Annotated in this window: 11 protein-coding genes; 5 read left to right on the top strand and 6 right to left on the bottom strand. The window is 63.5% G+C overall.

All coding sequences use genetic code 11. The annotated features are described in order from the left end of the window. Window positions 1-64 precede the first annotated feature (64 nt). The 6 genes from AC3QLZ_RS15660 to AC3QLZ_RS15635 form a co-directional block, all read right to left on the bottom strand. A complete protein-coding gene (locus AC3QLZ_RS15660; RefSeq protein WP_492783263.1) occupies window positions 65-598 on the bottom strand; it encodes a methyltransferase domain-containing protein in 534 nt (177 codons plus the stop codon). Window positions 599-601: 3 nt separating this feature from the next. Then, window positions 602-1648, bottom strand: coding sequence for a class I SAM-dependent methyltransferase (locus tag AC3QLZ_RS15655; protein WP_157870604.1), 1047 nt, complete (start codon window positions 1646-1648; stop codon window positions 602-604). A 38-nt stretch (window positions 1649-1686) separates the two neighbouring features. After that, window positions 1687-3564, bottom strand: a complete 1878-nt coding sequence (locus AC3QLZ_RS15650; protein WP_014236844.1) for an O-linked N-acetylglucosamine transferase, SPINDLY family protein — start codon at window positions 3562-3564, stop codon at window positions 1687-1689. 178 nt (window positions 3565-3742) lie between these two features. Continuing rightward, the gene (gene fliE, locus AC3QLZ_RS15645; protein WP_014236843.1) at window positions 3743-4066 is read right to left on the bottom strand and encodes a flagellar hook-basal body complex protein FliE; all 324 of its coding nucleotides are present in this window, start codon (window positions 4064-4066) and stop codon (window positions 3743-3745) included. Window positions 4067-4119: 53 nt separating this feature from the next. Beyond that, window positions 4120-5544 (bottom strand): sigma-54-dependent transcriptional regulator, encoded by a 1425-nt coding sequence (locus AC3QLZ_RS15640; RefSeq protein ID WP_014236842.1) that lies wholly within the window; start codon window positions 5542-5544, stop codon window positions 4120-4122. Window positions 5545-5551: 7 nt separating this feature from the next. Next, window positions 5552-6757, bottom strand: coding sequence for a sensor histidine kinase (locus tag AC3QLZ_RS15635; protein WP_014236841.1), 1206 nt, complete (start codon window positions 6755-6757; stop codon window positions 5552-5554). Window positions 6758-6894: 137 nt separating this feature from the next. Between AC3QLZ_RS15635 and fliF the strand changes: the two genes are divergently transcribed. Genes fliF through fliJ form a run of 5 tightly spaced genes read left to right on the top strand, consistent with a single transcriptional unit; the run spans window position 6895 to window position 12278 of the window. Further along, a complete protein-coding gene (gene fliF, locus AC3QLZ_RS15630; RefSeq protein WP_014236840.1) occupies window positions 6895-8646 on the top strand; it encodes a flagellar basal-body MS-ring/collar protein FliF in 1752 nt (583 codons plus the stop codon). Further along, complete coding sequence (fliG, locus tag AC3QLZ_RS15625; RefSeq protein WP_014236839.1) at window positions 8636-9637, top strand: flagellar motor switch protein FliG; 1002 nt, start codon at window positions 8636-8638, stop codon at window positions 9635-9637. The genes fliF and fliG overlap by 11 nt, the downstream gene beginning before the upstream one ends. Window positions 9638-9661: 24 nt before the next feature. Continuing rightward, on the top strand, window positions 9662-10345 hold the full coding sequence (locus tag AC3QLZ_RS15620; protein WP_014236838.1) for a flagellar assembly protein FliH: 684 nt from the start codon (window positions 9662-9664) through the stop codon (window positions 10343-10345). A 15-nt stretch (window positions 10346-10360) separates the two neighbouring features. Continuing rightward, window positions 10361-11776, top strand: coding sequence for a flagellar protein export ATPase FliI (fliI, locus tag AC3QLZ_RS15615; RefSeq protein WP_014236837.1), 1416 nt, complete (start codon window positions 10361-10363; stop codon window positions 11774-11776). A 49-nt stretch (window positions 11777-11825) separates the two neighbouring features. Beyond that, window positions 11826-12278: a flagellar export protein FliJ gene (fliJ, locus tag AC3QLZ_RS15610; protein ID WP_014236836.1), complete on the top strand. Its 453-nt coding sequence runs from the start codon at window positions 11826-11828 to the stop codon at window positions 12276-12278. Window positions 12279-12328: the final 50 nt, after the last annotated feature.

The raw sequence follows: 12328 nt of genomic DNA, 5'->3' as shown, positions 1-12328 counted from the left end.
TCCGTCGCTCAGTTACGGCAAGCCCGATTCTATCCAACGCCCCGCCAGTCGGGCGACGGGAGTATCAGCTTTCCAGGGGGACTTTCTGCATCACCGTCAGAAGATGAGGGCCCCGCCACTCCTGAATGCGCATGCTGAAAGCACCCTTGAAGCCATAGGTAGCGGCCCAGCGATTCACATTGTCGAAATACAGAGGGAAGGTCTCCTCGGTAATGATATTGACGTGGGTCGGGTCCCGAAATGCCACCCCATTGGGATAGGCCGGGGTGAGGGAAAGGAACATGCCGCCCACCTTCAATACCCGGTAGACCTCATTCATCAGTTCGATAAAGGAATTGCGCCGGTCCGGCGCATAGACCAGGCGCGGCACATGCTCGATGAAATCGTGGGCCGTCACGTAGTCAAAGAAATTGTCCTCGAAGGGAATGGGCTCCACCACCAGATCGGCACAACGGATATTGGCTTCGAGGTTTTCCAGCACATCGATGCCGTACAGTTCGTCCGCATTGAACGGGTTTTTGGGTTGGGGGCCGCAGCCCAGATCCAGCGTCTTGCTCATTGCATGCTCCCAGCCGTTGCGGCAATCCGCAGCGGCCATTGGTCATTTCTTGGAAATATAGGGGTTGCCGGGGAAGGACGTGATGGACCAGAGCCCGGAAAACTGCCGCACATCGATATCCGGCCGTTCCTTATAGACGATGGCCAGCAGATAGTTGTATTTCTGCTGGTGCCGGGCGCACAGCGTCTCGGCAGCCTCGACCTTCTGGCGGTAATCAACGAACTCGGGATTGTCTTCCCGCGCCACAATCTCGCTGGCGCCTTCGTACCACATGTCATACAGCCCCCGGGTGGCCACCGCGGGCAAGTCCAGCCCCAGGGCAACCTTGTGCAATTCGCGGCGGGACAGGGTATAGACGTAATTGCCGGAGGCTTCGTACCCCGCCGGCCAATCCCCGACATAAGCCGGATGGTCGATCAGGGGGTCCTGGGGTTCGATCAGCACCACCGCCTTGCGCGCCACGCGCAGCATCTCGTAGAGCGCCACCATGGGACGGGGAAAATGGTGGAAGGCCTCCTTGCACAGCACGTAATCCACCGAGTCATCCTTGAAACTCAGGGCTTCGGCATTTTCGACCCGGTAATCCCGGATCAGGCCGCGCTGCTTGGACTGGCGCAACAGGTGCTCGCCAATGCTGGTGGGCAGGACCGACTTGAAACCTTCCCGGGTCATATGGAAGGCATCGGCACCGAACGGGTCACCCACCGTGATCCAGCTATTTTCCTTGGTATGGGACAGGCACTTGAAAACCGGCTCGAAAAACCGGCGGGCACGCCACCAGCCGACAATATCCATTTTCTGGAAAAGCTCGAACTCGGTGTCGTTCTGGGTATTGACCACGTCGAAATCGACATGGGAAGAATAAAGCCGCTCCACCGCCGACGGTGCCAGCCCAGTGCCTTCCAGCAAGCCTTCACGCCGCAGGAGGTCCGACAGCCGCCCTGCCAGACCATCGCCGGCACCCGCCGACGCGACCAACCGGGCAATGTCCCCCAGCGTCCGCTCACGGCGCGCCAGGCGAGCCTCCAGCGGTGCTACATGCAGCTCGGAAAACTCTCCAAGCAAAGTGCTCACAGTCTTGTCCTGCAATTGGCAACTCCCCCAGTTAAGTTTTTTTAGCGACCTACTCAGGTACCGCACAGGGCATCTTCCGCCCCCCCGAGTTGACTGCGCCGCCACATGGCAATGTAGGCAGCCTCCAAATTACGACAGAAAGCATCGGTATCGAACAGGGGCTGGGTCGCCAGATTGGCCTGCAGGCGGGCTTTCAGCGCCGCCAGCCGCGCCGGGTCCGTCGCCAGGGCCAGGGCCAGGGCTTCGTATTCCGCCAGGGATTTGGTGGCCAGTTCCGGCAGACCCACGGCATGCACCAGGCTGCCGGCAACCCGGGCCGGGAAGGCATTGCCCATGTAGGTGACGACAGGCAGGCCGGCCATCAGGGCATCGGCTGCCGTGGTGTGGGCATTGTAGGGATGGGTGTCGAGGAAAATGTCGGCCTGGCGGTAGCGGGCCAGATGGTCCTCAACCAGGGGAACGCGGCCGGCAAAGACCAGGCGGGACGGATCCACGCCCCGGGCCTGGGCCTCCTTGCGCAGATTGCCCTGGGACACTTCATTGCGCGACACCAGCCACAGCACACTACCGGGCACCTGGCGCAGCAGGTTCATCCAGATGTCGAAGACGGGCGGCGACACCTTGTAGTCGTGGCTGAAAGAACAGAACACCACGCCCTGCTCGGGCAGCCCGCATTCGCTGCGACTGGGCGTGCGCTCGGAAATCTTCACCCCCGAGTCGGTCGGCAGGTAGGCATCCGGCAGATAGACGACCTTCTCGTCGTAGAAGCACTGGTGTTCCGGGGGAATGACGAAACGGTCGGCCAGGATGTAGTCCATGTAATCCAGGCCCAGGGTGCCGGGGTAGCCCAGGTAATTGACCTGCACCGGCGCCGGCCGGTAGGCGAAGACGTCGGTACGGGAATCGGCGGTGAAACCGGCCAGATCCACCGCAATGTCGATCTCCATCTCCCGCATCAGTTCGGCGATTTTGCGGGTACCCATCTGCTTGGCATCGATGAAATGATCGAAGGCCTTTTCCATGCGCCCGCGCAGGCGGCTCTGGTCATTGATGCCCAGGGAAATGGCAACCGTCTCGAAGCGGGACTTGTCGTGGCGCTCCAGAACCCCGGCAATCAGATGACCCACCGGGTGTTCCCGCAGATCAGGGGAAACATAGGCGACCCGGATACGCTCATGCCGGTACCGTTCCCCGCGCCACAGGGGCTCGGCCTTGGGATAGTGGTGCTGGGAAAAGGTCCGGGCGCAGCGTTGATGGTCTTCCGCCGAATCGGACAGGGCCATGAAGGCCAGGGACTTGCAAGCCCGCCGCCCGGCCCGCACGCCGGCGACAATGGCTTCCCGCAGGGCAGCGAAGTCGGTCCAGTCGCAGGCATGGAGGCGCTCATAGCTGAGCAGGCCGTAGCCATAATCGTAGTTGGGATTGATCGCCAGCAAACGCTGGAACATGCCCACGGCCTCGGTACTGCGCTTGAATTCGGTGAGCAGGATGCCGCAGTTGCCCAGGGCCAGCTGATGGTTGGGATCGTAGGTCAACACCCGGTTGAAACGCTCCAGGGCTTCCTGGTGCCGCATCAATTCCCGCAGGAGGGCGCCGCTGTTGATCAGCACCTCGGTATAGTCCGGGCGCACTTCCAGGGCCTTGTCGTAGGCCTGCAAAGCCTCTTCCTTCTGCCCCAGGGCCTGCCGCACGGCCCCCAGCACGAACCACAGGGGAGCGAACTGGGGCGCCACCGCCACCCCGTGTTCCAGCAGGGGGATGGCCTGGGCTGCCTTGCCCTGCTTGAGCAGGATGACTCCCACCGAATACAGGGCCGCCGCATCGTTCGGATTGTTTTGCAGGCAGATGTTGAAAAGGGCCAGGGCTTCGTCGAGCCGACCCTGGTTTTGCAATTCAATGGCCTGGATCAGCAGGGTATTGGGGGCGTTCATGAATGAGCGGCGATTTCGGTCAAAGTAAGGCTGAATCTGGCTAATAACGGCACGGGCGCCCAATTATCAAGCCCATCCGGCCCTTTTGCGCAGTTTCCACGAAAAAAACTCAAAAAAAACGCACTCCGTGGAGTGCGTTTTCTGGAATGCGAAAAAATCTGAATCGGAGCAATCCCCATCACACCTGGATATTCATCACATCCTGGTAGGCGGAAACCAGCTTGTTGCGCACCTGGACCATCTCCTGGAAGGAAACGTTGGCCTTCTGCAGGGCGATCATCACTTCATGCAGGTTGGTATTGGAATCCCCGGCGGAGAAATCCTGAGCCATGGATTGGGCCTGTTGCTGGGCCGAATTGACCTGATCGATGGAATTCTTCAGCACCTGGGCGAAATCGGCCCCACCGGCCGACGCGGCAGCGTTATCCACCGACTTGGCGGCAGCGGTCCCTGCGGTGCTCCGCAGCTGACTCAACAAATTATCAATACCTTTGGTGTCCATGTGCTTCTCCAACAGTCACCAGCGTTATAGCAAAAGACAGGCCAACCTGAAAGCTATTCGTTCAAATAACCGGCCAAACGGTACTGCCTGAGCTTATGACGCAAAGTCCGCTCGGAAATTCCCAGTTTTTCAACCGCCAGTTTGCGGGAGCCCCCCACCGAGGCCAGCGTCTCGAGGATAAGCTCCCGTTCCCAGTCCTTAATACTATCGGCTTTTTTCCCGCCGGACTGAAGGGCTCCGTCTTCCTCGACCGATATGGCCTGGGGGGCCTGCGGCGCCAGCTGGGGCACCTCCATCATGACCGGAGGCGGCGGCACATAGGCCGGCGCCGCCGCGGCCGGAGCACCGGGACGGGCCACCAGATGCAGATGTGCCGCATCCACCTGGTCCCCGGGCGCCAGGATCAGGGCCCGCTGCATCACATTGACCAGTTCCCGCACATTACCCGGCCAGGAATGGACGCGCAGGGCCTGTTCGGCCGCCGGCGTCAGCAAGAGGCCGGGGCGGCCAGATTTGCCGCCCTGATCGGCAAGAAAATGCCGGGCCAGGGGCACCACATCGTCCGGCCTTTGCCGCAAGGCGGGAATCAGCAAGGGAAAGACATTGAGCCGGTAATACAAATCCTCGCGGAAGATGCCCTTGGCCACTGCCTCGGCCATGTCCCGGTTGGAGGTGGCCACCACCCGGATGTCCAGGCGCACCGGCTGCTTGCCGCCGACCCGCTCCACTTCCCGCTCCTGCAGCACCCGCAGCAACTTGGCCTGCAGCGCCAGGGGCATTTCCGTCACTTCATCCAGCAGCAGGGTGCCGTTCTGGGCCTGCTCGAACTTGCCGGCCTGGGCCTGATTGGCACCGGTGAAGGCGCCTTTTTCATAACCGAAGAGGGTCGCTTCCAGCAGGCTTTCGGGGATGGCAGCACAATTGATGGCGACAAAGGGTCCTTTGCGCCGGGCGGAATGGTTGTGGATGTAGCGGGCCACCACTTCCTTGCCCACCCCGGACTCCCCGGTGAGCAGGACGGTGGCGTCGGTCTGGGCCACCCGGGCGGCCAGGGAAAACAAGTTACGGGAAGCGGCATCCACCGCCACCACGTCGGAATCCTCTCCCATGGCCGGCAGGCGGTAACGGGCCACATGCTCGAGCAGGGCCTTGGGCTCGAAAGGCTTGAGGAGGAAGTCGCAGGCCCCCGCCCGCATGGCCTCAACTGCACGGTCCACATCGGCAAAGGCCGTCATCAGCACCACCGGCAGGTGCGGATACTGGCCACGGATTTCCTTCAACAGGGTGATGCCGTCCATGGGCTCCATGCGCACGTCGCTGACGACAATGGCCACCGGCCGTTCGGCCAGGACCTTCAGCGCTTCCGGGCCGGAGGCTGCCGAGAGGACAGCCTCACCGGCCAGTTCCAGGGTATCCACCACTGCTTCCCGCAGGTTGGGATCGTCCTCGACGACCAGGATGGGCAGGTTGTTCGCCATCTGCTTTCTAGCTTTCCACGACAAATTGGCTTGCCGGCCCCGCCGGCAACTCCAGGGTAAATTCCGAACCTTCTCCGGGCTGGGAGCGGACACTGATGGTTCCGCCATGGGCCCGGGCAACACCGAGAGCAATTGCCAGGCCAAGTCCGGTTCCCTGACCCCGGGTTGTGAAAAATGGCTCGAAAATCCGCGCCTGGGCTTCGGGGGCAATGCCAGGCCCGGTATCGCTGACGGCGATGTAACAGCGCCCTTCACTTACCCGGGCCTGCAGCAGCACCCGGGGCGGGCGCTCGGTCCGCCCTTCCACTACCTGCAGGGCATTTTCCAGCAGGTTGGTCAGGGCGCCGGCAATGGCCTTGCGCGCTCCCATCATTATAAAGTCGCCGACCTCGGCCTCCACCCGGAAATCCACGCCATGGCGCTTCATCAACGGCTCCACGGCCTGCACTGCCTCGGTCACCAGCGCCGCCACCGGAATGGCTTCCCGGCCGATGCTTTCACCCCGGGCAAAGAGCAGCACGTCCTGGATCAGGCGCTCCAGGCGCTTCAACTGCTCCGTCGCCTTGTCGGCAAAGCGGGTCCGGGCCTCGGGCGCCAGTTCCGGCTTGCCCAGATTGCTGCTGTACAACAGGGCCGTGGCCAGGGGCGTGCGCAGCTGATGGGCCAGGGAGGCGGCCATCTCGCCCATGGCCGCCAGGCGCTGGTTGCGCTCCAGGTTGGCCTTCATTTCATGGGCATGAGTGATGTCGTGCACCAGGAGAATCTGGCCGCCGGCGGAATCCAGGGGGCTTTTGGCAATGCTCACCCGCCGACTGCCGACCTGCCATTCATCCGGCGCCCCGGTGGGTACCAAGGCCTGGCCGGAGACCCGGGACCAGCCCTCACCCACCAGATCCTGGCCGAACATGGCCTTGGCTGCCGGATTGGCCTCGGTCACCAGAAAAGCGCTATCCAGCACCACCACCCCTGCCGGCAGAGCATTGAGCAACAAGGACAGACGCTCGGACAAAGCCTCCTTTTCCTTGTACTGACGCCGCAACTCGCCGTTGGCCACCGCCAGTTCGGCCGTCAGGGAGGCCACCCGGCCCTGCAGGGCATCGTAGGCCTGGGTCAGTTCCTGGGAAACCTGATTGAAAACGTCGAAGGCTTTTTGGAGTTCCTGGGCCTTGGCGTCCGGGCGCTCCTGCACGGGTTCCGGCAACGATGGGGACATGGGAAAGAAGGCGAGAGTTGATTGCAATAAGCGGATACAATATAGAATATTTCTTAGAAATTTTCGCTTTTTGCTTGATTAGTATCTGACTTCCCGGCCCAGCGCCCCTCCTCAGTCTCTGCAAACACATACTATCGATGGCGGCAACCCAGGACACTGTAGATACCACGGCCTCCCAGCCAGGCAACAAGATCAGCGAAAAGCTTCGCGAAGCCCTGGGCCGGCTGACCAACCAGCAAAAGATCGCCCTCATGGTGGCGGTCGCCGCCATCGCCGCCCTCATCATGGGCACCATCCTGTGGAGCCGCCAGCCCGACTACAAGGTGCTGTTCAGCAACCTGTCGGAAAAGGATGGCGGCACCATCATCACCGCCCTCGAACAGCTCAACGTTCCCTACAAGTTCACCGAGGGCGGCGGCGCCATCCTGGTGCCCGGTGAAAAAGTCCATGAAGTCCGTCTGCGCCTGGCCTCTCAGGGGCTGCCCAAAGGCGGTGCCGTCGGCTTCGAGCTGATGGAAAACCAGAAGTTCGGCATCAGCCAGTTCGCCGAACAGGTCAATTTCCAGCGCGCCCTGGAAGGGGAACTGGGCCGCACCATCCAGTCCGTGGCCGCCGTCGAGTCCGCCCGGGTGCACCTGGCCATCCCCAAGCCTTCCGTATTCGTCCGGGAAGAACAGAAACCCACCGCCTCGGTCATGGTGCACCTCCACCCCGGCCGCACCCTGGAGCCCGCCCAGGTGGCGGGCATCGTGCATCTGGTGTCCTCCAGCGTGCCCCAGCTGCCCATGTCCAACGTGACGGTGATCGACCAGAACGGCAACCTGATTTCCCAGCTGAAGAGCAAGCTGATCGAGGCCGGCCTGGACCCCACCCAGATCAAGTACGTCCAGGAAGTCGAAGCCAGCGTCATCAAGCGTATCGACGACATCCTGGCACCGGTGGTCGGACCGGGCAACGCCCGGGTCCAAGTGGCAGCGGACATCGACTTTTCCCAGACCGAACAGACGGCCGAGAGCTACCGCCCCAACACCACCCCGCCGGACATCAGCATCCGCAGCCAGCAGACCTCCGAAACGGCCAACGTCAATCCGCCGGCCCAGGGCGTGCCGGGCGCCCTGACCAACCAGCCGCCGGTGCCGGCTACCGCCCCCATCACCTCGCCGCCCGTGGCCGGCCAGGCGACGGCCCAGACCGGCGCCACCAACGGCCAGCCGCCCCCGCCGGGACAGATCAACGCCGCTGGCGTGCAGGCCCCCATCTATTCGGCAGGCCAGCCCATCAACACCCGCAAGGACTCCACCATCAACTACGAGGTGGACAAGACCATCAAGTACGTCAAGCAGTCGGTGGGGGTGATCAAGCGGCTGTCGGTGGCGGTAGTGGTGAACAACAAGAAGGACACCACCAAGGACGGCAAACCCACCACCCGCCCCCTGACCGAAGCAGAACTGAAGCAGATCAACGACCTGGCCCGGGAAGCCATGGGCTACGCCAAGGAGCGCGGCGACACCCTCTCCGTGGCCAATGCCGCCTTCACCGCCGTGGAGAAGGAAGACAACGAGCCGCCCCTGTGGAAGCAGCTGGCAACGCCGGAAATGGGCAAGGACCTCTTGAAATATCTGCTCATCGGCGCCATCGTTGCCTATATCCTGCTGGCTGTGGTGCGCCCCATTCTGCGCACCATGTTCCCGCCCCCGTCGCCGGAGGTCGAGGAGGAGGAAGGGGAAGAAGGCGAGGAGGACGTCGAGGTGGATCTCACCGCCATGGGCGGCGATCTCATCCTGGCCACCTACGAAGGCAAGATGCAGAAGGCGCGGGAAATCGCCCACGCCGATCCCAAGGCTGTGGCCAACATCATCAAGGATTGGATGGGCGTAAATGCCGGCTAGCGAAGATGGCCTGGAAAAGGCCGCCATACTCCTGATCGCCCTGGGCGAGGAAAACGCCGCCGCGGTGCTGCAGCAGCTCGGCCCCCGGGAAGTGCAGAAGCTCGGCCACGCCATGGCCACCCTGCGTACCGTGCCCCGGGCCCGGGTGGAATCGGTGCTGGAAGAATTCCACACCATCCACCACGAACATGCCGCGGTGCACGTGGATACGGATGCCTACATCCGCAATGTGCTGACCAAGGCCCTGGGCGACGACAAGGCCTCCAACCTCATCTCCCGCATCCTCCAGGGCGGCGAGACCTCGGGCATCGAAGGCCTGAAGTGGATGGATGCCAGCACGGTGGCCGACCTGATCCGCAACGAGCACCCCCAGATCATCGCCACCATCCTGGTGCACCTGGAGCACGACCACTCCAGCGAAATCCTCAGCCTGTTCCCGGAACGGCTGCGCAACGACGTCATCCTGCGCGTCGCCACCCTGGAGGGGGTGCAGCCGGCGGCCCTGAAAGAGCTCAACGACGTCATGCTGCGTCTGCTCTCCGGCTCCGCCAACATCAAGAAGTCCGCCATGGGCGGTGTCCGCACCGTGGCCGAAATCCTCAATTTCATGGGCTCGGCCAACGAAACTTCGGTAATCGACTCGGTGCGGGAATACGACCCGGACCTGGCCCAGAAGATCCTCGACGAAATGTTCGTCTTCGAGAACCTGCTGGACCTGGACGACCGCAGCATCCAGCTGCTGCTGCGCGAAATCCAGTCCGACTCCCTCATCCTGGCCATGAAGGGTGCTTCCGAGAACCTGCGCGAGAAGATTTTCAAGAACATGTCCCAGCGGGCTGCCGAAATGCTGCGGGAAGACCTGGAGGCCAAGGGCCCCGTGCGCATTTCCGAAGTCGAAACCGAGCAGAAGGAAATCCTCAAGATCGTTCGTCGCCTGGCCGACGAGGGCCAGATAGTCCTCGGCGGCAAGGGCGGCGAAGAGATGATCTAGCCGTAGAGGGACCCCCGAACTGCCATGACTGCCGGCTACATCCCGAAAGAAAAGCTGACCGCCTACGAGCGCTGGGAGCTGGCCGCCTTCGACGAGCCGGAGACGCCACCGGCCCCCGAACCGGAGCCGGAACCGCCGCCCCCGGCCGAGGAGCCGCCACCCCCGGCAGCAGAGCCGGAAGAGACCATTCCCTTCCCCACGGCGGAAGAGATCGAGCGCATCCACACCGAGGCCCACGAGGCCGGCTACAACGCCGGCTACGAGGAAGGCGCCGCCCGCGCCAAGGCAGAGGCCGAGCGCCTGGACAACCTCATTCACAGCCTGGCCCAGTCGCTGCAGGTGCTGGACCAGGACATCGCCGACCAGTTGCTGGGACTGGGCCTGGAAATCGCACGCCAGGTCACCCGCAGCGCCCTCAAGGTCAAACCGGAGCTGCTGCTGCCGGTGGTCAGGGAAGCCCTGGCCGCCCTGCCGGTCAGCCATGCCCATCCGACCCTGACCCTGCATCCGACGGATGCCGCCCTGTTGCGCGAGCACCTGGGGGAACAGATCAGCCACGGCGGCTGGCGACTGCTGGAAGACCCGGACATGGAAGCCGGCGGCTGCCGGGTCCAGGCCGGCGCCAGTGACATTGACGCCACCCTGGCCACCCGCTGGAAACGGGTCCTGGAAGCCATCGGCACCGAGCAGGACTGGTTCCAGGGTTAAGCCCGGAGCACCCCCTTGAGCACTCCGCCCCCCTCCTCCCTGGCCGTGTGGCAACAGTTCCTGGCGAACTGCACCGAAGCGGCCGGCAATACCCATCCCCTGATGCCCGCGGGTCATCTGACCCGCATCAACGGACTGGTGATGGAGGCGGCCGGCCTCAAGCTGCCCCTGGGCAGTTCCTGCCGCGTCCTGCCGCCGGGCGGTTCGCCGGTGGAGGCGGAGGTGGTCGGTTTCAACGGCGAGAAGCTCTTCCTCATGCCGTCGGACGACGTCTATGGGCTGTCCCCGGGTGCCGCCGTGGTGGCCCTGGAAACCCCCTCGCCGCCGCCCCTGGTCGGCAAGCCCCCCCCCTTCCGCCGCCGTTCAGTGGACAAGGCCAAGCTGGTTCCGGTCGGCATGGGCCTTCTGGGAAGGGTGGTCGATGGCGCCGGCCGTCCCCTGGACGGTCTCGGCCCCCTCCATGCGGAAGCCCTGCGCCCCCTGCACAGCCGGCCGGTGAACCCCATGTCCCGGGCTCCCATTAGCCGCACCCTGGATGTGGGCGTGCGCGCCATCAACGGCCTGCTCACCGTCGGCCAGGGCCAGCGGATGGGCCTCTTCGCTGGTTCCGGCGTCGGCAAGTCGGTGCTGCTGGGCATGATGGCCCGCTATACCGAGGCCGAGATCATCGTCGTCGGCCTGATCGGCGAACGGGGCCGGGAAGTGAAGGAGTTCATCGAGCAGATCCTCGGGGAAGAAGGCCGGCGCCGTTCCGCCGTCATTGCCGCCCCCGCCGACACCAGCCCCCTGATGCGCCTCCAGGGCGCCGCCTACGCCACCTCCGTGGCCGAATATTTCCGCGACCAGGGCAAGCAGGTGCTGCTGATCATGGATTCCCTCACCCGCTATGCCATGGCCCAGCGGGAAATCGCCCTGGCCATTGGCGAGCCCCCGGTGACCCGGGGCTATCCGCCCTCGGTCTTCGCCCGCCTGCCCCAGCTGGTGGAGCGGGCCGGTAACGGCCCGGATGGCGGCGGTTCCATCACCGCCTTCTACACCGTCCTGGCGGAAGGGGACGATCAGCAGGACCCCATCGCCGACTCGGCCCGAGCCATCCTCGATGGCCACATCGTGCTCAATCGCCAGCTGGCCGACGCCGGCCACTATCCGGCCATCGACATCGAGCAATCCATCAGCCGGGCCATGGTAAACCTGATCACCCCGGCCCAATTCGACCTAGTGCGGCGTTTCAAACAGCTCTATTCCCGCTACCAACGCTCCCGGGACCTGATCGCCGTCGGCGCCTATGTCGCCGGCTCGGACCCCATGGTGGACCAGGCCATCCAGCTGATGCCCCTGCTGGAAAAATTCCTGCAACAGGACCTCTCCGACCGCTCCAGCATTGAAGCCACCCTGGCCATGCTGCAACAGATATTTCCAAGCATCGGCTAGTTTCCCTTTCCCCATACTCTAGAATGGGGAACATGGACTGGAACCGCCAATGACCAAGCCTTTCACCCTGCAACCCCTGCTGGAACTGATGCAGAACCGGGCCGACGAAGCCAGCAAGGAACTCGGCCGGCGTATTGCGGCCGAGCAGGACACCAAGGCCAAGCTGAACATGCTGATCCAGTACCGGGACGAGTACGCCGAACGCTTCCGCCAGGCCTCGGCCCAGGGCCTGAGCCCGGCAGGCTGGCGCAACTTCCAGGAATTCATCGGCCGCATCGATGAGGCCATCGCCCAGCAGCGGGTCGTGGTACTGACCTCGGAACAGCACACGGCCGCAGGCCAGGCCGAATGGCTGGCCCACCACCACAAGCTGAAAGCCATCGACACCCTGGCCGAACGCCATCTGGCTGCCGAACTGCAACGGGAAATGAAGCAGGACCAAAAGCAGCAGGATGAATTTTCGGCCCGCAAGGCCCGTTCCGATCAATCCGACGCAGCCTGACTCCCTGGCACGGGGATTGCTCATCCATCGACAGTTCCGATTTGCGGATG

It is taken from the genome of Azospira sp. MPR-LB4, assembly GCF_058809525.1.
The sequence above is the reverse complement of the archived record's forward strand: the minus strand, read 5'-3'. Positions and strand labels throughout refer to the sequence as shown.

Coding starts and splice junctions, on each gene's coding strand:
- AC3QLZ_RS15660 (WP_492783263.1), bottom strand. CDS start 598: ATGGCCGCTGCGGATTGCCGCAACGGCTGGGAGCATGCAATGAGCAAG.
- AC3QLZ_RS15650 (WP_014236844.1), bottom strand. CDS start 3,564: ATGAACGCCCCCAATACCCTGCTGATCCAGGCCATTGAATTGCAAAAC.
- fliE (WP_014236843.1), bottom strand. CDS start 4,066: ATGGACACCAAAGGTATTGATAATTTGTTGAGTCAGCTGCGGAGCACC.
- AC3QLZ_RS15640 (WP_014236842.1), bottom strand. CDS start 5,544: ATGGCGAACAACCTGCCCATCCTGGTCGTCGAGGACGATCCCAACCTG.
- AC3QLZ_RS15635 (WP_014236841.1), bottom strand. CDS start 6,757: ATGTCCCCATCGTTGCCGGAACCCGTGCAGGAGCGCCCGGACGCCAAG.
- fliF (WP_014236840.1), top strand. CDS start 6,895: ATGGCGGCAACCCAGGACACTGTAGATACCACGGCCTCCCAGCCAGGC.
- fliG (WP_014236839.1), top strand. CDS start 8,636: ATGCCGGCTAGCGAAGATGGCCTGGAAAAGGCCGCCATACTCCTGATC.
- AC3QLZ_RS15620 (WP_014236838.1), top strand. CDS start 9,662: ATGACTGCCGGCTACATCCCGAAAGAAAAGCTGACCGCCTACGAGCGC.
- fliJ (WP_014236836.1), top strand. CDS start 11,826: ATGACCAAGCCTTTCACCCTGCAACCCCTGCTGGAACTGATGCAGAAC.